The following is a 22,002-nucleotide window of genomic DNA, read 5'->3' on the forward strand; positions in this document are numbered from 1 at the left end:
AATAAAGGAAAGAAGGTGCGGTCGTGTTTTCCTGTCAAATCCGGGAACATCTGACGATCAGATTGCTTGCCAAAGAAGATACGGACGAATTGTATTCTGTTATGAAGCGAAATCAAAACCATCTCAGCGAATGGCTCAGCTGGGCGGAAGAACTGGCTGACATCGATACGTACCGCGATGTGATCATCCCCGAATGGCGCTATAAATATGCGGAAGAGAATGGGTTTGACGCCGGAATTTTTGTGAAGGGCCGGTTTTGCGGCATGATCAGCATCCATAATGTCGATACAGTCAATCAAAAAGCAGAGATCGGCTACTGGCTGGATCGAGAGCATGAAGGATTCGGCATTATCACCGCAAGCTGCCGGGCGGTCATCACCCATGCATTTCAGGACCTCGGGCTGAACCGCATCATGATCAGCGCGGCTGAAAAAAACATGAAAAGCAGGGCGGTGGCGGAACGGCTCGGATTTCAGAAAGAAGGACTGACGAGAGAAGGCATTTTCGTACAGGGCGCCTATCATGACACGGTGAACTACAGCATGCTGAAGCGGGAATGGAGCGAAGATCGGCAGAAGAGCACATTTCTTGGTTTAAATGTCTCCCCAATGTGGAAAAGTAACAGCGGAGACGTTAAAAAGGAGTGATTCTTCATGAATCAAAATGAAATCAAAGAAAAAGTGCTTGAAGTACTGGATCATCATAAAGTCGGTTCGCTTGCGACGGTAGAGCAAGGCAAACCGCATTCACGCTACATGACATTTTTCCATGACGGCTTAACGATTTACACGCCGACGAGCAAAGACACTCATAAAGCGGAAGAAATTGAAAACAATCCGAATGTTCATATTCTGTTAGGGTATGACTGTGAAGGATTCGGTGACGCTTATGTGGAAGTGGCCGGAACCGCCAAACTGAACAACTCAGCAGATTTAAAAGAAAAGCTGTGGGATCCGAAACTGGAACGCTGGTTTGACGGAAAAGACGATCCGAACCTGGTGATTCTTGAAATTGAACCGAAGCAGATCAAGCTCATGAACGCGGGTGAAAAAACGCCGGCCGAGCTGGAACTTTAATAAATCATTTGATTATTCAGGGGCAATCTGTTATACTTAACTGCTAAGTGACAACATGCAAATAAAAAAGAAAGTAAACTTCTTTTTTCTGTTTTGATATAGAAGCTTCATGCTTCAACGGACAGCTTGAAAAAAAGCTGAGCTTATTCTTTTCCTTCTGATATTCGCCCCTAACGAAGAGATGGAAAAAAGACTTTTTGTTTTACAATTCACACCGGCGCGGCTTCGGAGCCGCAGTGACGATTGAGAGGTAGGGCTTTCGTTGTCTTGTGTTCAAGAACTTCCATGGTGTTTACTTTCGAAGAATGATTCTGTCGGAACTGTTAATACGAATCACCCGCGGGCTAAGGCGGGCAACCATATATTATTTATTTGCGTAAGAAAAGAATAAGACAAAACCGCGCCGGACATCCGGGCGGTTTTTTTATGTAAACGGCCGAAACCTTGCCGCAGTCTGCAGAGTCTAATCAGTATGAAAAGATTTGGAGGAATCATACATTGCACGTTATTACTTCACAAGTACTGTTTATCTTCTGTTTTCTGCTGCTGATACATTCGATTGAAACGCTTGCCTATGCAACACGGCTTTCCGGCGCGAGAGTCGGATTTATCGCGTCCGCGCTGTCATTATTTAATGTCATGGTTATTGTGTCGCGCATGTCAAACATGGTTCAGCAGCCGTTTACCGGACATCTGATTGATGCGGCCGGATCAAACGCTCTGTCTGTTGTGGGCGCCCAGTTTCGATTTTTAATATTCGGCTCCACGGTCGGAACGATGCTCGGCATCTGTCTTTTGCCGACATTCGTCGCGTTATTCTCCAGGGCGATTATACACTTGGCGGACGGAGGAGGCTCCGTCATGCAGGTATTTAAAAAAGGATTTTCACTGAACGGGCTGAAGCATGCGCGTTCTTATATCAGACTGCCGTCAGTCTCCTATTTAAAGGGGCTTCAATTCCGAATGATCCCGAAACGCTTGTTTGTCATTAATATGGTCATTACGTCTATTTACACGATCGGCGTTCTGTCCGCTCTGTACGCCGGCCTTCTGGCGCCTGAGCACAGCACGACGGCCGTGATGGCATCAGGCTTAATCAACGGCGTTGCGACTATGCTGCTGGCCGTGTTTGTTGACCCGAAAGTCTCCGTACTGGCAGACGATGTGGCGAAGGGCAAGCGCAGCTACGTCTCCTTAAAATGGACCTCATTGACGATGGTCACATCAAGGGTCGCGGGCACGCTTCTCGCCCAGCTCGTATTCCTCCCCGGCGCTTATTATATCGCCTGGGTGACGAAATGGATGTAACGCATGAAAAAAGCTCCTCTGCAGAAGAGGAGCTTTTTTATTGATAATTTCTCAGGCCGCGATCATAAATAAAATTACCGAACGGAATAAAGGCCGCGATAAAACCGGCGGCTGACCATTTCACATGCCATTTGACAGTAAACGCCACATACGCCAGCACCGCCAGATAAATGATAAACAAACCGCCGTGAATGGAACCGGCAATGGTGACGGCGAGCGGATGATGAGCCCAATACTTCAGCGGCATCGCGATAAACAGCAGCACCAAAAGCGACATTCCTTCAATAAACCCCATCGTGCGAAGTCTGCCGATCGGCGTGTGTAACATACAGCTCCCTCCTGTCGGACATCTTTTTTCCTCTATACTATAAGCAAAGGGCAGTCCTAATATGACCATTTCGCGTCTGTTCCTGAAAAAACCTTCATGATTTCAGCCTGTTGTTCTTGTCATTTTTCGGATTTCTCTTGATAATATAGCCAAAAGGGTAAGGAAGGACTACAGTCATGAAACTAGATAATGTGGATCTGAGCATCATTAAAGAGCTGCAGCGGGACAGCCGCCTGTCCATGCGGGAGCTGGGCAGAAAAATCAAATTGTCAGCCCCGTCCGTCACAGAGCGTGTCAGACAGCTTGAATCCTTCGGCGTTATTAAGCGCTATACATTGGACATTGATCAAAAAAAGATCGGGCTCCCCGTCTCCTGCATTGTCGAAGCGACGGTGAAAAACGGAAAATACGATCAATTCAAAACCTACATTCAATCCATTCCTAACATTGAATTTTGTTTTCGGGTCGCCGGGGCGGCGTGTTATATGCTGAAGATTAACGCGGACAGTCTGGAAACCATCGAACACTTCATCAACCGCACCTCTCCGTATGCCCAAACCGTGACCCACGTCATTTTCTCAGAAATTGACACAAAAAACGTCCTCGATTAGAGAGAGCGTGAGGAAGTCTGTTATAATAACAGGATGAGTGTGAAAGAAAGAGAAGTGAAAAGCATGTCAAAAACAGTTGTATTAGCTGAAAAACCTTCAGTCGGCCGGGACTTGGCCCGCGTTCTGAAATGTCATAAAAAAGGAAACGGATATCTTGAAGGCGACCGCTACATCGTCACATGGGCGCTCGGGCATCTGGTAACGCTCGCTGACCCTGAAGGATACGGCAAAGAATTTCAATCATGGCGGCTTGAGGATCTGCCGATTATTCCGGAGCCTTTAAAGCTCGTCGTCATTAAAAAAACAGGAAAACAGTTCAATGCGGTCAAAGCTCAGCTTGCCCGAAAAGACGTCAGCCAGATCGTAATCGCTACAGACGCAGGACGGGAAGGGGAACTTGTGGCCCGCTGGATTATCGAAAAGGCAAACGTCCGCAAACCGATTAAGCGGCTGTGGATTTCCTCTGTGACGGATAAGGCGATTAAAGAAGGATTTCAAAAGCTCCGCAGCGGCAAAGAGTACGAAAACCTGTATCATTCCGCCGTTGCCAGAGCGGAAGCGGATTGGATCGTCGGCATCAACGCGACCCGCGCCCTGACCACGAAATTTAACGCGCAGCTGTCATGCGGACGCGTCCAGACTCCGACACTGGCGATGATCGCCAAACGCGAAGCGGATATTCAGGCGTTCAAACCCGTTCCTTATTACGGTCTCCGCGCGGCGTCTGATCAGATGACGCTGACATGGCAGGATAAAAAAACAAAACAGACAAGAACGTTCGATCAGACGGTGACCGGCCGTTTGGCAAAAGACCTGCAAGGAAAGCCGGCAGTCATTTCAGAATTGAAAAAAACGGCGAAGAAAAGCTTCGCTCCCGGTCTTTACGACTTGACGGAATTGCAGCGGGACGCTCATAAGCGCTTCGGTTTCTCCGCAAAAGAGACGCTGTCCGTGCTTCAAAAGCTGTATGAACAGCATAAGCTTGTCACTTACCCGCGGACGGATTCCAGATTCCTTTCCGCAGACATCGTGCCGACTTTAAAAGACCGTTTAAACGGCATGGAAGTTAAGCCGTACGCCCAGTACGTCAATCAAATACTGAAGCGGGGCGTCAAAGCGCATAAAGGATTCGTCAATGATGCGAAAGTATCGGATCACCATGCCATCATTCCGACAGAGGAGCCGCTGATCCTTTCAAGCCTCAGCGACAAAGAACGAAAGCTTTACGATCTGATTGCCAAACGTTTTCTCGCCGTGTTAATGCCGGCGTTCGAATACGAAGAAACAAAGGTCACAGCCGATATCGGCGGCGAAACATTTACCGCAAAAGGGAAAACGGTTCAATCGCCTGGCTGGAAAGCCGTGTATGATATGTACGAGGATGACGACGATCATGAGGAAGACAAAGACCAGACGCTCCCGGATCTTCATCAGGGTCAGCGCCTTACTGTCTCATCATTGAAAGAAACGAGCGGACAGACGAAACCGCCGGCGCGCTTTAATGAAGGCACGCTGTTATCCGCGATGGAGAACCCAAGCGCCTTTATGCAGGGAGAAGAGAAGAACCTTGTGAAAACATTGGGTGAAACCGGCGGACTCGGAACAGTCGCCACCCGCGCTGATATTATTGAAAAACTGTTCAACAGTTTCTTGATCGAGAAAAAAGAAAAAGATATTTTCATTACGTCAAAAGGGAAGCAGCTCTTACAGCTCGTCCCGGAAGATTTAAAATCGCCGGCCTTAACCGCTGAGTGGGAGCAAAAGCTCTCCGCCATCGCAGCGGGCAAACTGAAATCCGCCGTGTTCATTAAAGACATGAAAACATATGCGGGCAAAACGGTGAAGGAAATCAAAAACAGCAGTCAGACTTTCAGACATGACAACATTTCAGGCACCGCCTGCCCTGATTGCGGCAAAATGATGCTTAAAGTCAACGGCAAACGCGGCACGATGCTCGTATGTCAGGATCGTGAGTGCGGCAGCCGGAAAACGCTGGCAAGAAAAACAAACGCCCGCTGTCCGAACTGTCATAAGAAAATGGAGCTTCGCGGCCAGGGCGAAGGCCAAACCTTCGCATGTGTATGCGGCCACCGGGAGAAACTGTCCGTCTTTGAAAAGCGCAAGGCGAAAGATAAATCCGGACGCGCATCCAAGCGGGACATCAACTCTTATATGAAAAGCCAAAACAAAGAGGAGCCGATGAACAACGCGCTGGCAGAACAGCTGAAAAAACTCGGCCTGGATAAATAGATCAGAGAAAGGCAGCATTTGTAAATAAATGCTGCCTTTTGTTGTGTTTTTTACTGTAATGGGAATACGATCCATGTGAAGAGGGAAAAGGTGAGAGGCGGCGCTTCCATTTAAAATTTTCCAATGTGAAAAAATGCTAGTATTCTTTTATCGTTTCCTTTATAGTAAAAATACTTTGTGAAAAAATAAGATATGGGTCTAAAAAAGGATTTGTAAAATAGGAGGATGGACTGTGAAGCAATTCGTTTTTCGTCTGATGCTCCTTTTGATTTCGATCGTTCTGACGGCGGGGTGCGCGGAGGCCGGCACTGAAAAACAGGCGGCAGCCGAACCGTCCGGACCGCTTCAGCCCGCAGAGCATTTTATTTATCATAAATTGATGAACGGGCGGGGGATGATCCGGACGAACATATCCGGTGAGCCGGAATATTTATCTGAGTCTCTCGGACTATGGATGGCATTTTTGCTGAACAGGAAAGATGAACGGCAGTTTCAAGCGCAATATCAGCTTCTCACCGATTCATTTCTGACGAAACACGGGCTCGTGTCGTGGAAGATTGACGGGAATAAAGCGAGCGGCACCAATGCCTTAATTGACGATTTCAGAATCATGAACTGTCTGAATGAGGCCGGAACCCTGTGGGGAAACAGTGAATACGGGAAAACAGCGGTGCAGATCGGGAAGGCGCTGGAAAAATACAATACAAATGACGGGTATTTTACGGATTATTATGATGCCGCTTCAAATGCCGCATCAAAGACCGTGACCTTGTCCTATGTTGACCCCGGCGCCTTACAGATGCTCAGAGAAAAAGGGATTATCGATGAGAAAACGGAAAACCGGAACCTTGATGTTCTCAATCATGCGCCCCTGAAAAATGGTTTTCTGCCGAAATCATTCAATACCGAAACAAAGGAATACAAATATGACAGCGAAGTGAATGTCATCGACCAGCTGTACGCCGCCGTGAATCTGAAGCGGGGCGATGACAAGGCCGCCGCGCTGTCAAAATGGATCACAGAAGAATGGAAGTCGCGCGGACAGCTGTACGGACGATACAGCGCAGACACGAAGGAGCCGGCGGTTCAGTACGAATCACCGTCCGTTTACGCCCTGGCCGTTCTTTTTTTAGCAGAACAAAAAGCTGATCCGGCTGTCATCAAGCCGCTTTATGAAAGAATGACTTCATTTGAAACACTGGACACGCTGAAACCCGATTACGGCGGCTATATGAGCGGGAGCGATACACATTCTTTCGATAACCTGCTGCCGCTTCTGGCTGAAAGGAAATTGTTTAATGAAAATATCATTCAATGAATCACAAAAACTGTGCAGCTACACAGCAGTTATGCTGGTGCTGCTGTCTTTTTTTATTTACTATGCGTCTCAGCAATCCGCAGGGCTTCTGATAACCTGCATCACATTGCTTGTTGCGGGAGCCGGCATATGGTTCGGGGCAATCTACGCGCTCGTCATCACCTTACTCGTCTTATTTGTTCTCGGCAGCCTGCTCCTGTGGTTTCAGACCGGGAGCTTTATGGCGTCTGCCGGTGCCGAAAGTCTGCAGGTGCTGGTCATTTGGGGGATTGCGCTGCTGCTCTTTTCTTACATAGCGGGAAGGATTCACGAGTTGGCGAAGGGGCTTGAGCGCTCAGTGAAACAGCTGCGTGAAGAGATTACGAGCTTTGTCGCCGTCGACAGGGTGACAGGCTTTGACAACCATCTGCGGATGAAGCTGGAGCTTTCCGAGGAGATCAAGCGGGCGGAACGCTACGGCAATTCCTTCGTCTTTTTGCTGCTGCACATGCATTATTTCAAGGAATTCAAATCCCTGTACGGAGAAAAAGAGACCGATCGGCTGCTGGCGTTTATCAGCCGCCAAATCCGGTCAAGCGTTCGGGAAACAGACAAAAAATTCAGGCCGTCCGCCGAACGGTTCGGCATCGTGCTGACCCATACACCTGAAGAAAACATGCCGGCCGTTCTGGCGAAGCTGAAAAAGGAATTGGATACGTACCGGCTGCAAAACGGTAAATACGTCTCCATCACCTTCCGTGTATGTTACTTGGCGTACCGAAAGGATTTACAAACGGCCGAGCAATTTTTAAATGAACTGGAAAACGAGATGATGATGAATGAACTCTAAATGGATACGTCTCTTACTCTCGGCGCTCTTCATGATTTCGGCGGTTTATGTTCCCCGTCCGGCGGAAGCAAAAGACAAAAAGGACGGCATTCTCATTATTTATACAAGCACGGACGGCAAAGAAACCGCTGAGGTCAAAATGCTTGATCTGACTGCGGGCCATTTCTCATCCGCCGTGACTGTGAAAAGCGACGGAGACATCACAGCCGCGGACCTCAAAAAGAATCGGCGCGTCATCTATTACGGCGTCACGAATAAAAAGCTCAGCACATCATTTGTGTCACTGATCAGCAGCATGCCGCAGCAGCTTATCAGCATCGGCTATAACGCCGGACAGTTCCGCCAATTTGCGGGGTTGTCCCTGACAGAAAAAGAAACGGTATACCGCATTTACAGCAAAGAAGAAAAAACAGACATGCCGCTTGAAAAAGGGATGTCCGTGCTCGGCGTATCGGGAGTAAAAGGAAAGTCCCTTTATACATACCGGTCCGGTGACGGCAGCACCCGCCCTTTTATGTGGAAAACGGCGCGCTCTGACTATTATTTCGGTGTGACGAGCCTGTTAAATGATTCGTTTCTGACGGCGAAAGCGCTGCGCAGCGCATTCGGAGAATCAGCGGGCGGCACCCTCCTTTATTTACGGCTTGAAGACATCAGTCCGATGTCAGATGAAAGATTGCTTTACGAAGCGGGCGCTTACCTGCATAAAAGACACATTCCGTTTATTCTGGCGGTCATTCCGGTCTATCTCAATCCGGAAAACGGAGAAAAAGTATACCTGGCGGACAAGCCAAAAATGGTCAGCGTCCTGAAAAAACTTCAGCAAATGGGCGGCAGCATCATTATTCACGGCTACACGCACGCATACCGATACAGCGAAACGGGAGAAGGCTTTGAATTTTGGGATGCCAAAGCGGATCAGCCGATTACGTCAGAAAATGCGGATGATACTCCGGTCAAGCTTGAAAAGGAACAGGATTTTCCGAATGAAAAAGCGTACCGGGCGTATGTGAAGCCTTTCCGTGAAAAAGAAAAAATCTACACGAGAACGAAGCTGGAGCAGGCGATTGACGATCTGACAGAGCTCGGCCTTTACCCGCTGTCATTCGAAGCGCCGCACTACACGATGTCTGAAGAAGGCTACAAAATCGCATCTTCTTATTTCTCCAGCATTTTCGGACAAGTGCAGCTCAGCGGCGCGACGTGGAAAACCTCGGGCGCCCCTCCGTTCGTCTCAAAGCCGGCTATGCTGGACGGGATGACGCTGTACCCTGAAACAATCGGTTATGCCGATAACTCAAAGGAAAATCCGCTCGGAGATATGGAGAATCATATTTCTCAGATGATTGATTTCGGCGGCGGAACGGCGGGCGGTTTCTACCATCCGTATCTCGGCATGAAATACCTTCCCGAGCTCGTCAATCAGATGGAGCGGATTCCCGGCGGCGAGTGGCTCGATCTGAAGAAAACGAAGCAAACGGTAACGTCGGACAGCGTCAGGATCAAAACGGACGGAGACGGAACCATTCATGTGGAAAACAAGATTCATCCGGTAACGGCCTTTTTCAATCATCACCAGCAGACGCCTCTTGAAAAAGCGCTTTGGATTCTCTCCGGCGTGGTGTTATTGTTTATCATCATGTTCGCCTGCTACGTCCTTTATTTGCGCGCCACATTAAAAAAACGAATCTTTAAGGAGAGAAGAAGCCTTGAGTAACATTCTGTTTTTTATCTCATTAAGTTTAATATGGGTGATGCTTCTCTATCACATGTTTCTGATGCAGGGCGGATTCAGGCATTATATGACCTTCGAACGGAACATTCCGAAATGGCGCGCAAAGATGGGGGAGCTCCCGAAGGTCAGCGTGCTCATCCCCGCGCATAACGAGGAGGTCGTCATCAGGCAGACGCTGAAGGCGATGGTGAACCTGTATTATCCGAAAGACAGGCTTGAGATCATTGTCGTTAATGATAATTCCTCCGACCGGACGGGAGACATCGTCAATGAATTTTCCCGTCAGTATGACTTCATTAAAATGGTCATCACAAAGCCCCCGAACGCCGGAAAAGGAAAATCTTCGGCGCTGAACTCAGGGTTCGCGGAATCGAACGGAGACGTGATCTGCGTGTATGATGCGGACAATACGCCGGAAAAAATGGCGGTGTACTACCTGGTTCTCGGTCTGATGAATGATGAGAAAGCGGGAGCAGTTGTCGGGAAATTCCGTGTTATCAATGCGGCGAAAACGATCCTGACGAAGTTTATCAATATTGAAACCATCTGTTTTCAGTGGATGGCGCAGGGCGGCAGATGGAAATGGTTCAAAATCGCCACCATCCCGGGAACGAACTTCGCGATCAGGCGGAGCATTATCGAACAGCTCGGCGGCTGGGATGATAAGGCGCTGGCGGAGGATACCGAGCTGACCATCCGCGTGTATAATCTCGGCTATCATATCCGCTTTTTCCCGGCGGCTGTGACATGGGAGCAGGAGCCTGAGACATGGAAGGTCTGGTGGCGTCAGCGGACAAGATGGGCGCGCGGCAACCAGTACGTCGTTCTTAAGTTTTTATCCCAATTTTTCAAGCTGAAACGCAAGCGGATCATCTTCGATCTGTTTTATTTCTTTTTTACGTATTTTTTGTTTTTCTTCGGTGTGATCATGTCAAACACGATTTTTATCATCAATCTTTTTTACGACCTGCATCTGACAGTCGGGTTTTTGGCGATGATTTTGTGGATACTGGCCTTTTTCCTGTTTATGACTGAGGTCATGATTACTTTGAGCATTGAAAAAACAGAAATGAACAAACAAAACTTCTTTATCGTATTTCTGATGTACTTTACATACTCCCAGGCTTGGATCGTGCTCGTCATCTGGTCATTATTCACAGAGATCAAGCACCGCTTGTTCAAGCAGGAAGTCAAGTGGTACAAAACGGAGCGATACAATCAAAATAAAAGCGGGTGACCTTTTTGAAAAAAGCGATCATATTGATAACCGGCCTTTTGCTATTGATGTATAACGGGCAGGCGGCCGCGGCCCGGGAGCTGAAAACGGACCGTTCCGCCCTCGGAACAAGCGCCGGCGCAAAAGAGCAGCAGGCGCTGACTGGCGGTCTGATGACACTGTACGGGGCGAAAGACAGCTCAGAGCTGACCTATCAGATTCCTGCGGGAGCTTCGAATGCCGATCAGTCGCTTCTGATTGATTACGAGGCGTCAAACTTATTAATTGCCCCGTCTTCTTTAACCATCGCCATTGATGATGAACCCGTCAAATCCATAAAGCTTGACGGCAGCTCCAAGCGGAAAACGGTGAAGCTCAATCTCAGCAAAAGCCAATCCGCCCAAGGCTATCACAATGTATCATTACGGTTTTACGGCGTATTAAAAGAGGGCGTCTGCGTCAGGCAGGATACGTCAGGCAACTGGATAAAAATTTATCCGGACAGCCGCCTTGTGCTTTCAGAAGCAAGCAAGTCAAAGGGAGCGGATCTCGGCCATTTCCCGTATCCGTTTGCCCAATCAGGCAATACGGGTGAAGAAACCGATATTATCCTTCCTGACAAACCGACCTCTGCTGAAGCTGAAGCCGCAGTCAAAACAGAAGGATTTCTGAAAACGGCAGACAGCAGGCTGAAGGTATCCTATGTAAAAGAATCCGATGCCGGCAAAATCAGCAATCCGTCAATTGTCATCGGCGCTGATCAGCATTGGAACGGGAAAATAAAAGAGCTTTTCGAACGGGGGAACCTCAAAGCGGAAGACAACAAACTTCTTCTCGCCGAACGGGTTCTGACATCAGGGGACAAACGGCAGCCCGTCCTGTTTGTCACGGCGCACTCAGACAAAACGCTGGCGGATAAAATCCGCGTCATCACAGACAGCGCTTATTCAAGCCAGCTGGGCGGAGATACTTTGACAATCGGCCGCCTTCAGCCCGCTGCGGAAAAAACAGGCAATAAACTGACATTAGAGGACTTCGGCGCGGGAAATGTAACGGTCGGATCAAACAAAACGGCGTCAGAGCACTTCTTTTACCCTGCGGCGGCCGCTGTTGATAAAGACGGTAAGGTTAAGCTTTCACTTACATTAAAAACGTCGGAATCGATCCGGACGAAGGCGGATTCAGCTAATGACGCCGAGAGAGCGGAGCTGAACGTCATGGTCAACGGACAGCCGAATGCGGTGCGTCTTGATGATCTCGGCAATCAAGATAAAGACGGCTTTTACCACGTCTCAATCCCGATTGATCCGAAGCTTTTGCGAAGCAGCAGGTACATTGATCTGCAATTTGTCACGTCAGGTTTGAAACATAACAACCCGTGTATCGACCGTGACGAAAATAAATGGGTCTATATTGATAAAAGCAGCATGCTGACGTATCCGGTAAGTGATGCGGCGCAGAAAGCGGATTTCGGGCAATGGCCGCTCCCGTTTGCGGGCGGCGTGAAAGAGAAAACAGTGATCGTCATCCCGGATGACGTAAACATACAGACACTGAAAGAACTTTCTCTGGTGGCGGATTCATTCGGAAACGGCTTTACCGTAAAGACGGCATCAGACATGAAGGAAGCGGATGCCAAAGGCCGGAATGTTGTGTTTATCGGAGGCCTGCCGCAAATTCCGCTTTTGAAATCAAACGCCTCTAAGCTTCTCGTGCCGTCAGACCGCAGCGGCGCGTACGATGTTTCTTCGTTTCAGATGCTGAATGAGACAACGAAACAAGTCGCGTTTACCCAGGAATCACCTTGGGACTCCGGCCGGAGCATCGCTGTTTTTGCTCCGTTATCAGGCAGCGGCGCGTCTGTCACAAAAGAGCTGATCAGCTTTTTAGACAGCACAAGCGATGCCGCAACCGTCATTAACGAAACGGCCGGCCGGCAGCTGTTTTCGAACCATCAGCAAATCAAGTCCGATGACAGCAGTCCGGCGGCTGATACGAAGAGCCGGTCCGCAGCACTGAATGTTACGTATATCGCTGTTTTCGCTGCGCTTATAATTATTGCGGCCGGTCTGATCTGGCTGACGGCAAGAAGGAAAAAAAGAAAAGCGGACAAGAAAAAAGTGAAGAGTAATGAAGGAAAAAGAGGCCGTTAACAGGCCTCTTTTTTTGTATTTTTATTTCCATTTTTGGCGGTGATTTTTTTATTTTTGAAACAGCATAAAAGCCCCTTTACAACTGAACGGGACGGGAGTATGATCTCTTTTATAATCTATATCGCTTAATCTGTAATCAGAGCGGGGGAACCAATTTGCGGCGCGTCATGCCGCTTGGGGTGAATCCTTTTTCAGGTAGGGCCAACTCTCATCAGCCCGAATCCGACAGCTAACCTCGTAAGCGTTCATGAGAGGAGATGAATGAAACCTGTGCACGATTATGGCGCAGGGGCATCCGTTTGCCTCTGTGTCTTTTTGCTGTGCCGAAATATGGCATGCAATCGTTATTCAGAGACATCATAGCAGTAAGGGTTTGTAAATCAAACGGAAAATGAAAAAAAGGGGAAGACAAAAAATGTACCATTCAATCAAAAGATTTTTGATTGGGAAACCGCTGAAATCACAGGCGGCCGGAGAGCAGAAACTCACGAAACTCAAGGCGCTCGCCATGCTTTCTTCAGACGCGCTGTCATCAGTTGCTTACGGAACGGAACAGATTCTGATCATTTTGGCTGCGGTAAGCGCGGCCGCGTTTTGGTATTCCATTCCGATCGCAGCGGGTGTTCTCATTTTGCTGCTTGCTTTGATTCTGTCCTACAGACAGATTATTTACGCTTATCCGCAAGGCGGGGGCGCTTATATGGTGTCAAAAGAAAACCTTGGTGAGAAGCCGGGCCTGATTGCGGGGGGCTCATTGCTTGTTGATTATATTCTGACTGTTGCGGTAAGCATTTCTGCCGGAACTGATGCGATTACATCGGCATTTCCGGCTTTGCACCCGTATCATTTGCTCATTGCTGTTTTGCTTGTGATTCTGATTATGATTTTAAATTTGAGAGGGCTGTCAGAGTCGGCGTCCATTTTGGCGTATCCCGTCTATCTGTTTGTGGCGGCGCTTGTCCTTTTGATCGTCGTCGGGCTGTTTAAGCTCATGACGGGGCAGGTTCATCCGGCCGAGCATACACCGATCGGCACGCCCGTAGCGGGCATCACGCTGTTTTTGCTGCTGAAGGCCTTTTCATCCGGCTGCTCGGCACTGACCGGTGTTGAAGCCATTTCAAACGCGATCCCGGCCTTTAAAAATCCTCCGGCGAAAAACGCGGCCCGCACTTTGGCCATGATGGGGATTCTGCTGGCGATCTTATTTACGGGGATTACGGTGCTGGCGTACGGCTACGGTACGGGTCCGAAGCCTAACGAGACCGTTATTTCACAAATCGCAGCGGAAACTTTCGGACGGCATACGGTGTACTATTTCATTCAAGGCGTTACATCCCTGATTCTCGTGCTTGCGGCAAATACGGGCTTTTCTGCTTTTCCGCAGCTGGCGTTTAATTTAGCGCGCGATCAGTATATGCCGAGAATGTTTACGGTACGAGGCGACCGATTAGGATTTTCAAACGGAATCATCTTTCTCGGTATCGCGTCCATCTTGCTCATTCTTTTATTCGGCGGCCGCACGGAACATTTAATTCCGCTTTATGCCGTCGGCGTGTTCATTCCGTTTACGCTGTCGCAGACGGGAATGTGCATCAAGTGGATCAGGCAGAAGCCGAAGGGCTGGGCGGTAAAAATGCTGATCAACTCATGCGGCGCCGCCATTTCATTTATGGTGCTGTGTATTTTATTCGCGACGAAGTTCAATCTTGTCTGGCCGGTGCTGTTATTCATGCCTGCTGTCGTCATGCTGTTTTTCGTCATTAAAAATCACTACACCGCGGTCGGCGAACAGCTGCGGGTCGTTGATCAGCAGCCTGAGAAAATCAAGGGAACCGTCGTCATCGTGCCTGTCGCCGGTGTCACCACCGTCGTCCAAAAATCGATTCAGTATGCGAAATCATTATCGGATCAGGTCATTGCGGTTCATGTTTCCTTTGACAGAGAACACGAAAAAAAGATGGAAAAGCGCTGGGAAGAGCTTCATAACGGCGTCCGCCTCGTCACCCTGCATTCCTCATACCGCAGTCTGGTTCACCCGTTTGATAAGTTTTTGGAAACGGTCGAACAAAAAGCGAAAAAAGAACAGTTCTCCGTGATGGTGCTGTTTCCGCAATTTATTACGAAAAAACGCTGGCAGACCATCCTTCACAACCAATCAGCCTTCTTGCTCCGCGTCCGGCTGTTTTGGAAGAAGGACATCATTGTCGCCACCCTGCCGTATCATTTTAAAAAGTAACGGTAAAGACCGCAGGCTAAAATGCCGCGGTCTTTTTTGTAAAGGAGGACGACATGGCACAAGGCGCGTTTGTCATCATACAAAATGAGGAGCGGGACATATTGCTCGTAAAACGAAAAGACATTCCCTTATGGGATTTGCCCGGGGGCAGGATCGCAGAAGGTGAAATACCTGAAGCCGCAGCCGTCAGAGAGGCCTTCGAAGAAACCGGTTATAACGTGACCATCCTGCATAAAGCCGGTGAGTATGAAAGGCCGGCATTTGAAGATACACAGCACGTATTCATCGGAGCCATTACCGGAGGAACACCGCTGATGAACGGGCCGGAAACCGCCGCATTACGCTGGTTTTCCCCAAACCGGCTGCCGCTGTTCATGGTGCCGAACAGAAAACGGCAGATAAAAGACGGACTCAATGGGGCGGCAAATCGTAAGGCAGTCCTTAAAGACCTAAATTTGTTATCCATCCTTGATCTTCTGAGAAAAAAGCTGAGAGTATAGCCCGTGTTTCAACCCGTATGAAAACGGGGATGAATACAGGTAAAAGGAGGATGCAGTATGCCAAGTAAAACAGCAGGACACGTAATGACGGAGCTGCTTGAACAATGGGGAGTCGGTCATATATACGGCATTCCCGGAGACAGCATTAATGAATTTATCGAAGAACTGAGACATGAACGAAATAACCTGACATTCATCCAAACCCGGCACGAGGAAGTCGCAGCCCTGGCTGCCGCGGCTGAGGCAAAACTGACCGGACAGATCGGTGTCTGCCTTTCAATCGCAGGACCGGGGGCCGTTCATCTGCTGAACGGTTTATACGACGCCAAAGCGGACGGCGTTCCGGTGCTGGCGATTGCGGGACAGGTGGCTTCCGATGAAATCGGCCGTGACAGCTTTCAGGAAATCAAATTAGAGCAAATGTTTGAGGACGTGGCGGTATTCAACCAGCAAGTACATACGGCGGAAGCGCTGCCCGATCTTCTGAATCAGGCGATCCGCACGGCTTACAGCAAAAAAGGCGTTGCCGTTTTAACCGTTTCTGATGATTTATTCGCGCAAAAAATCAAACGGGAGCCGGTTTACACATCGCCGATATACCTCAAAGCCGATATAGAGCCGAAAAAAGAACATCTCGTCACATGCGCGCAATATATTAACAACGCAAAAAAACCGGTCATTCTCGCCGGCCAAGGGTTAAAATCGGCAAAAGAGGAGCTGCTCGCATTCGCCGATAAAGCGGCCGCCCCGATTGTTATTACCCTTCCGGCAAAAGGCGTCGTGCCTGACAGCCATCCACACTTTCTCGGGAATCTCGGGCAAATCGGCACAAAGCCCGCCTACGAAGCCATGGAGGAATGCGATCTGCTGATCATGCTCGGCACATCGTTCCCATACAGGGATTATCTCCCGGACGATACGCCTGCCATTCAGCTTGATTCGGATCCGGCGAAAATCGGCAAGCGCTATCCCGTCAATGCGGGAATCGTCAGTGATGCGGCTCTGGGGCTGAAAGAGCTGACGGAATACATTGAATATAAAGAAGACAGAAGATTTTTAGACGCCTGCACCGAGCACATGAAGCATTGGTGGAAGGAAATCGAGAAGGATGAAACCGAAGCGACTCATCCGCTCAAGCCGCAGCAGGTCATTGCCCGGCTTCAGGATGCCGCCGCAGAGGACGCCGTCCTGTCAGTGGATGTCGGAACGGTTACGGTGTGGATGGCCCGCCATTTTAAAATGAAGAAGCAGGACTTTATCGTCTCAAGCTGGCTCGCCACAATGGGATGCGGGCTTCCGGGAGCGATTGCCGCAAGCCTTGCCGAACCTGAGCGGCAGTCCATCGCCATTTGCGGAGACGGCGGATTTTCAATGGTGATGCAGGATCTGCCGACGGCTGTTAAATATAAACTGCCGATTACGGTTGTCATATTAAACAACGAAAATTTAGGCATGATTGAATATGAACAGCGGGTCAAAGGCAACATTGACTATGTCACCCAGCTGCAAAATATGGATTACGCCGCTTTTGCAGAAAGCTGCGGAGCAAAAGGCATCAAAGTGACGAAACACGAGGAATTGGCTCCCGCTTTTCATGAAGCGCTCAACTCAAATGAGCCGGTCGTCATCGACGCCGTCATCGGCGACGAGCCGCCGCTTCCGGGAAAAATCACTTACGGCCAAGCGAAGGGCTTCAGCAAATACATGCTGAAAAACTTCTTTGAAAACCAAAAAATCGAAATGCCGTCACTCAAGAAAAGCTTAAAACGGCTGTTTTAAGAAGCCGGCGCTTATAAAAAATAAACAGGCAGCATGCCTGTTTATTTTTATTTATTTACCCAGATAAGCCATAGTAAAAGCCCGGCTTTTTATTTTAGTTTTTTCTTCAATAAGGTCATGTCGGGTTATATGGAATAGGTCAGCCAATTCCCAAGGGAGCCACCCATCTTTTTATAGAACTTTTGTGCACGGTAATTATCAGATGCAGTTATCCATGACATATGCGCATACCCGTTTTCTTTTGTAAAAGTTTCGCATCTTTTAAACAGTTCTTGGGCTGCTCCTGTGCCTCTTGCTTTTTCTGCCACGAATAAATCACTCATTATTGTTATTTTATCTGCTTTCGTCGTACTAAAACTAAAATATAATGTTGCAAAGCCAATAAGTTTCCCATCTTGTTCAGCAACGAATTGAATACCCCTGTTCTTCTCAAATAACATTTCAATCAAATGATGTATCTTTTCAATCGGTGGCTTAGGTCTTTTATAAAAATCCACGATATATAAATACATTAAATCGGTCAATTGTTTTACATCATAGTGTTCTGCGCTTCTGATTATCAAATGTTTCCCTCCTCACTCTTTTTTTAATTTTTGTTATACAAAACTTACACAAACATTCTAAATTATTCAATACTTTAAATTGGTTTTGAACCGGTTTGTTGTTTAAGAAATAATAAGAAGGCGGAACCATTCTCATGAAGCCCTTAACTCAAATGAGCCGGTCGTCATCGACGCTGTCATCGGCGACGAGCCGCCGCTTCCGGGAAAAATCACTACGGCTAAGCAAAAGGCTTCAGCCAGTATTCGCTGTCTGCCTTGATTTATTGAGAAGATTAGTTCTTATCAGTTTTACTGACCTCTTCCATGGTAAGGAAGAGGTCAGCAGTTCGAGCCCGCTTGGACACAGGAAGTCTATCATATTCAAATTTGCTGAAACGGTAACAGAGATCATAAAATCTGCAGCTAGCGAGCGATGGCTGATAAAAAAAGCTTTTGAAGGGCCAGGACAGTTCCTGCCAAACGTGGTTCGCACATTAGCGCCGTCAGCCCCCCTGATCAGCAAAAACAGGAAAAAGGACCGGTGACGACGTCCACTGTCAAAAAAGGTGGAATATTATCGTCATTGCATAGGAGTCAGGCGTAAGCATGGCAACCCTGCAAAGCTTGAATGGCATCAAGGATCCGAACCTGATCAAAGTTGGCCAAGTATTAAAGCTGACTGGCTCGTCCAGCTCTCCATTCGGTAAAAAGACATCATCTTACACGCTGCCGCCAGACATTTTTAAAGTGACAAAGCCCCTTAACTAAGGGAACGTCCGTAAAGCAAATTCAATCGGCGTTAGCGGCTCTCTATTAAAGGGGCAAAGAACAACAGAATAGACGGCTATTACGGACCGAAGAAAGCAAATGCAGTCAAACGGTTCCAGTCCATGTATGGCCTATCTGATAACGGCATTTACAGGCCAAAAACGAAAGAAAAAATGTTGCCGCTTCTGAAATAAATGAAACAACCCTTTAATAAGGCTGTAACACAATTCTATATATTTCATAAAAATAAAGAAGTATATAGAATTGCGGTTCGCATTAATGGTAGAATATGTTTGTTGGGAAAGATATTTTGAATGCTTGTGAATTTATGTAAAATTTGAAGGTTAACCTTACGAAGAAATAGTGAAACAACACATTGCCTGGTAAACATTGTTTAAAGCCCAAATCCTATAGTTCAGTTGGCACTACATGTCCCGATTTTGTATGACATTATACACTCAATAGAAATGATTAAAATATCCCAAATAATTCAAAAAAGGTGTTTACAACCTTATTTACATCCTATATCTTAGAATAGAAGGAAAAATTATTCAATAGTAGGGGGATACTGATGTGAAAAAGATTAAATTTTTACTTACCACCATGTTCTCTACAACTATGTTGATTTCCGGTTTAGGATTGGGATTTGGGAAAAGTGCACATGCTGAAGGATTTCCGCAACTTACTAATGAAAAAGTCCAAACGGAAATACAGGAAATGAAAGATGCCGGCATGACAAGTGAGGAAGTACAGAAATTCTATGAAATGAGTAAAGAAGAGTATGCGTATGTACAAGAACATGCAGAAGACTTGTATAAGGATTCCCAAAAAGAAATCAAAGAATTGAAAGCCTCTGGTCAAATTGATGAAGTTCTTCCTAAATACAAGGAGCCTGAATATCAGCCCAAGAACCAAATTGCAGCAAAAGCGTTAGGTACAAAAGGTGATGTTCTTACAAGCTATGAAATTAATTCTGGAAGTTGGTCTATTGGTGTAGGACATGCTGCGATTGTTTCAACTAACAAATCAAAAACAGTTGAAGCATGGGCGAAAAGCTGGAGCCCTATAAACCAAGATGGAGTTCGCAGATATAATAATAACTGGGGAAGTAAAAAGAAAGTTTATGGTCTATGGGTTAAAGGATCGAATAACAATAAGTATATAAACGCTGCAAAATATGCGGAAAAGCAAGCAAATAATAAAAAGAAATATAATTTCAACTTTTTGAATAAAAAGACAACTGCTAAATTTTATTGTTCTCAATTAGCTTGGCGTTCTTGGAAAAACCAAGGTATTGATATTGACAATGTCAAATGGGACACCGTTGTAACACCAATGGAGCTTGTAAAATCCAATAACACAACAATCTTTTATCACAAGGGTTAAACAAATTGACAAAAACAATCGGTGATGCACCGGTTGTTTTGTCATTTCAAAGGGAGGAAAATATGAATAGACTTAAGACCCTGTTTATTTTCATTTGCATACTGATAGTCACAACCTCTTGCGGTCTCATCCCAACTGGGAATGAAAAAGAGGAAAGAACCAGCAATAAAAAGACTGTATTAAAGGATATTGACAATGCAAAATTTATTGTTGGTTTTTCTAACACTTTAGATAGGGGAAGTGAGATTGGGGTTTACGGTGAAGATGGTACTAAAATGGATAGCTTGGAATTGAAAGATGGTATAAATTTCACGATGTCTTCATATAACAAAAACGATACGTTCTTCTCATCAAATAGAAGCAATAATCACTTGATGATAGACAATAAAACCGGAAAAATAAACAAAATAAATGAAAAGAGTTTGTCAAAAACAACTGAGGATGAAGGTGCTTTCTTTATAAATAGTTCTGACGGTTATATCATCCATGACATTAACGTTGGATATACAGACAAAGGGCTGGAAAGTGAACTGGTATATTGGAAGGGAAACAGCCGAAAAAACAAGAAACAAATAAAGCTTAACGGAGAACTTGGATCAGCAATCGTCGCTAAAAATAAAATTTATGTCATTTCAAGTGATGAAGAAAGTATGTCCATCCTTTCAATTAACCCAGAGACAAATAAGCAAGAGAACAAGGCATCCATACCGAATAAAGGGATATACTTCATGGATGAAAAGGATGCATTCCAAGCTCTAGATGAAAATACATTTGTACTGGCAGTTAATGATAACGTGAATGAGAAAGAGAATTCTAAGCTCATATTAATAGACAGAGAGACTCTTAAGGTAAAAAAAGAAGTCGAGATGGAGAAAGGGTTTCATCCTGCAAAATTGAAAATATTAAAAGATAGCATCTTAGCTGTTTCTTTTGATGGGTTGATGCAGGTGTTTGATAAAAAAATGGTTAAGAAAAAATCTTTTGATTTTTATGCTGGGGATGATAACAAATTAATGAATGATGTTCAATTCAATGACAAAGAGATGTATGTTTTACTCAAAAACTTTGATATCCAGCGTGATAACAAGCTTGGAGATATCACGTCTTATGATTTGAAATCAGGCAAAAAGGTAAAAACAATCCCGCTAAAAGCAAAAAAAGAGTGGGAAATTGCACGTTTTGAAATTTTAAAATAAGTTGAAGGTGTTTATATTAGCATGCCATTGAGTCCTGTTTATATCATTCTCATCATTTTTCCGGCAGTTTCTTTTCTGTTGGGGATTTTAGGGTATCTCATCTTCAAAAAAGTATGGATTATGGCTGTTGTATTCATTGTCATTGACATTTATGTTTATTGTAATAGGTGCCGAGCCGACATTTTTCAGGTGGATGGCTATGATGACGGGGAGCTATTTATCTCCGGTTTATCGGGAAGCATTAAGTATCGCCCGTGGGTTGGATGAGGAAAAAGGGAAAAGAATTATCGGAGTGATCTTTCATAACTTAGGCTTAGTTTATTTAAGAGGGGAAAGTTTGAGTGCCGCTGAAGAGAATTTTAAAAAGGCAATAGACGCTACTTAGAAGAGAAGCGCCTTTGGTCTGATTTCGCAGAGCTGACTGAAAAATTAGGTGACTTTCATTTTGAAAAGAGAAACTATGCAGAGGGAAGAACCTTTTTAAAGAAAACTATACATGCCCAAACACAAATCCTTAAGGTTACGGAGGCTATATAATGAAGAAGGTTATAATCAGCTCCGCTTTAATCGGTATTCTTTTTACTGGATTATTAAGTGTAACAAATGTTTTTACTGCTGAAATGAGTGATTCTGGAACTTTCCGCATCGCTGAAAAAGCTATAAATATTTAAAGTGTTCTCCAATTTTTGACCTCCACCTTTTAAGACTGGGGGATTTCTTTTTCTTATCCAGTAATCAACATACGCAGCCTCATAAGGTTCTTAACCGCTG

At 46.4% G+C, this 22,002-nt stretch carries 19 protein-coding genes, 3 pseudogenes and 1 riboswitch; of the genes and pseudogenes, 20 read left to right on the forward strand and 2 right to left on the reverse strand.

Features of this window, described 5'->3' with window-relative positions:
- The first annotated feature begins 23 nt into the window (after nucleotides 1-23).
- The 3 genes from ACWJJS_RS16505 (at nucleotide 24) to ACWJJS_RS16515 (ending at nucleotide 2,384) form a co-directional block, all read left to right on the forward strand.
- Nucleotides 24-647, forward strand: a complete 624-nt coding sequence (locus tag ACWJJS_RS16505; RefSeq protein WP_070081378.1) for a GNAT family N-acetyltransferase — start codon at nucleotides 24-26, stop codon at nucleotides 645-647.
- Nucleotides 648-653: 6 nt separating this feature from the next.
- Nucleotides 654-1,076: a pyridoxamine 5'-phosphate oxidase family protein gene (locus ACWJJS_RS16510; RefSeq protein WP_003156270.1), complete on the forward strand. Its 423-nt coding sequence runs from the start codon at nucleotides 654-656 to the stop codon at nucleotides 1,074-1,076.
- Between the two features lie 498 nt (nucleotides 1,077-1,574).
- A complete protein-coding gene (locus ACWJJS_RS16515) occupies nucleotides 1,575-2,384 on the forward strand; it encodes a lipid II flippase Amj family protein (RefSeq protein ID WP_063174376.1) in 810 nt (269 codons plus the stop codon).
- A gap of 37 nt (nucleotides 2,385-2,421) precedes the next feature.
- Here the strand turns inward: ACWJJS_RS16515 and ACWJJS_RS16520 are convergent, their stop codons facing one another.
- Nucleotides 2,422-2,712: a DUF3817 domain-containing protein gene (locus ACWJJS_RS16520; RefSeq protein WP_016937217.1), complete on the reverse strand. Its 291-nt coding sequence runs from the start codon at nucleotides 2,710-2,712 to the stop codon at nucleotides 2,422-2,424.
- 176 nt (nucleotides 2,713-2,888) lie between these two features.
- Here ACWJJS_RS16520 and ACWJJS_RS16525 point away from each other — a divergent pair, with 176 nt between their 5' ends.
- The 10 genes from ACWJJS_RS16525 (at nucleotide 2,889) to ACWJJS_RS16570 (ending at nucleotide 17,339) form a co-directional block, all read left to right on the forward strand.
- Nucleotides 2,889-3,323 carry an Lrp/AsnC family transcriptional regulator gene (locus ACWJJS_RS16525; protein WP_003156263.1) on the forward strand — a complete coding sequence of 145 codons (435 nt, stop codon included), beginning with the start codon at nucleotides 2,889-2,891 and terminating at the stop codon, nucleotides 3,321-3,323.
- 63 nt (nucleotides 3,324-3,386) lie between these two features.
- Entirely contained in the window at nucleotides 3,387-5,573 is a 2,187-nt protein-coding gene (locus ACWJJS_RS16530; RefSeq protein WP_071392598.1) for a DNA topoisomerase III, read from the forward strand.
- A gap of 232 nt (nucleotides 5,574-5,805) precedes the next feature.
- On the forward strand, nucleotides 5,806-6,891 hold the full coding sequence (locus ACWJJS_RS16535) for a lipoprotein YdaJ (protein WP_454023717.1): 1,086 nt from the start codon (nucleotides 5,806-5,808) through the stop codon (nucleotides 6,889-6,891).
- Nucleotides 6,872-7,720, forward strand: coding sequence for a diguanylate cyclase domain-containing protein (locus ACWJJS_RS16540; protein WP_003156258.1), 849 nt, complete (start codon nucleotides 6,872-6,874; stop codon nucleotides 7,718-7,720). Before ACWJJS_RS16535 ends, ACWJJS_RS16540 begins: the two co-directional genes overlap by 20 nt.
- Nucleotides 7,710-9,437, forward strand: coding sequence for a DUF2334 domain-containing protein (locus ACWJJS_RS16545; protein ID WP_454023718.1), 1,728 nt, complete (start codon nucleotides 7,710-7,712; stop codon nucleotides 9,435-9,437). The genes ACWJJS_RS16540 and ACWJJS_RS16545 overlap by 11 nt, the downstream gene beginning before the upstream one ends.
- Nucleotides 9,430-10,692, forward strand: coding sequence for a glycosyltransferase family 2 protein (locus tag ACWJJS_RS16550; protein WP_003156256.1), 1,263 nt, complete (start codon nucleotides 9,430-9,432; stop codon nucleotides 10,690-10,692). Before ACWJJS_RS16545 ends, ACWJJS_RS16550 begins: the two co-directional genes overlap by 8 nt.
- Before the next feature lie 5 nt (nucleotides 10,693-10,697).
- Nucleotides 10,698-12,824, forward strand: a complete 2,127-nt coding sequence (locus ACWJJS_RS16555) for a cellulose biosynthesis cyclic di-GMP-binding regulatory protein BcsB (protein WP_454023719.1) — start codon at nucleotides 10,698-10,700, stop codon at nucleotides 12,822-12,824.
- A 112-nt stretch (nucleotides 12,825-12,936) separates the two neighbouring features.
- A riboswitch (cyclic di-AMP (ydaO/yuaA leader) is annotated at nucleotides 12,937-13,083 on the forward strand.
- Nucleotides 13,084-13,239: 156 nt separating this feature from the next.
- Nucleotides 13,240-15,060, forward strand: a complete 1,821-nt coding sequence (locus ACWJJS_RS16560; RefSeq protein ID WP_353575477.1) for an APC family permease — start codon at nucleotides 13,240-13,242, stop codon at nucleotides 15,058-15,060.
- A 53-nt stretch (nucleotides 15,061-15,113) separates the two neighbouring features.
- A complete protein-coding gene (locus ACWJJS_RS16565) occupies nucleotides 15,114-15,560 on the forward strand; it encodes an NUDIX hydrolase (RefSeq protein ID WP_077721821.1) in 447 nt (148 codons plus the stop codon).
- 57 nt (nucleotides 15,561-15,617) lie between these two features.
- Entirely contained in the window at nucleotides 15,618-17,339 is a 1,722-nt protein-coding gene (locus ACWJJS_RS16570; protein WP_014416943.1) for a pyruvate oxidase, read from the forward strand.
- Nucleotides 17,340-17,464: 125 nt separating this feature from the next.
- Here ACWJJS_RS16570 and ACWJJS_RS16575 read toward each other — a convergent pair whose 3' ends face one another.
- Nucleotides 17,465-17,902 carry an N-acetyltransferase family protein gene (locus tag ACWJJS_RS16575; protein ID WP_454023720.1) on the reverse strand — a complete coding sequence of 146 codons (438 nt, stop codon included), beginning with the start codon at nucleotides 17,900-17,902 and terminating at the stop codon, nucleotides 17,465-17,467.
- A 133-nt stretch (nucleotides 17,903-18,035) separates the two neighbouring features.
- On the opposite strand from ACWJJS_RS16575, the pseudogene ACWJJS_RS16580 reads away from it, so the two are divergent.
- The 7 genes and pseudogenes from ACWJJS_RS16580 to ACWJJS_RS16610 all read left to right on the forward strand — a co-directional run.
- A pseudogene (locus ACWJJS_RS16580) lies at nucleotides 18,036-18,151 on the forward strand (hypothetical protein); the annotation flags it as partial.
- A 277-nt stretch (nucleotides 18,152-18,428) separates the two neighbouring features.
- Nucleotides 18,429-18,843, forward strand: a pseudogene (locus ACWJJS_RS16585) (peptidoglycan-binding protein); the annotation flags it as partial.
- Nucleotides 18,844-19,267: 424 nt separating this feature from the next.
- On the forward strand, nucleotides 19,268-20,035 hold the full coding sequence (locus tag ACWJJS_RS16590) for a YiiX/YebB-like N1pC/P60 family cysteine hydrolase (protein ID WP_079898242.1): 768 nt from the start codon (nucleotides 19,268-19,270) through the stop codon (nucleotides 20,033-20,035).
- A 62-nt stretch (nucleotides 20,036-20,097) separates the two neighbouring features.
- Nucleotides 20,098-21,231, forward strand: a complete 1,134-nt coding sequence (locus tag ACWJJS_RS16595) for a hypothetical protein (protein WP_454023749.1) — start codon at nucleotides 20,098-20,100, stop codon at nucleotides 21,229-21,231.
- Nucleotides 21,232-21,252: 21 nt separating this feature from the next.
- Nucleotides 21,253-21,445 (forward strand): annotated as a pseudogene (locus ACWJJS_RS16600) (DUF2651 family protein); the annotation flags it as partial.
- On the forward strand, nucleotides 21,425-21,616 hold the full coding sequence (locus ACWJJS_RS16605; RefSeq protein WP_225979776.1) for a hypothetical protein: 192 nt from the start codon (nucleotides 21,425-21,427) through the stop codon (nucleotides 21,614-21,616). The pseudogene ACWJJS_RS16600 and the gene ACWJJS_RS16605, both read left to right, overlap by 21 nt.
- A 151-nt stretch (nucleotides 21,617-21,767) precedes the next feature.
- Nucleotides 21,768-21,902, forward strand: coding sequence for a hypothetical protein (locus ACWJJS_RS16610; protein ID WP_264080680.1), 135 nt, complete (start codon nucleotides 21,768-21,770; stop codon nucleotides 21,900-21,902).
- Nucleotides 21,903-22,002: the final 100 nt, after the last annotated feature.

The organism is Bacillus sp. JK106 (assembly GCF_053663355.1).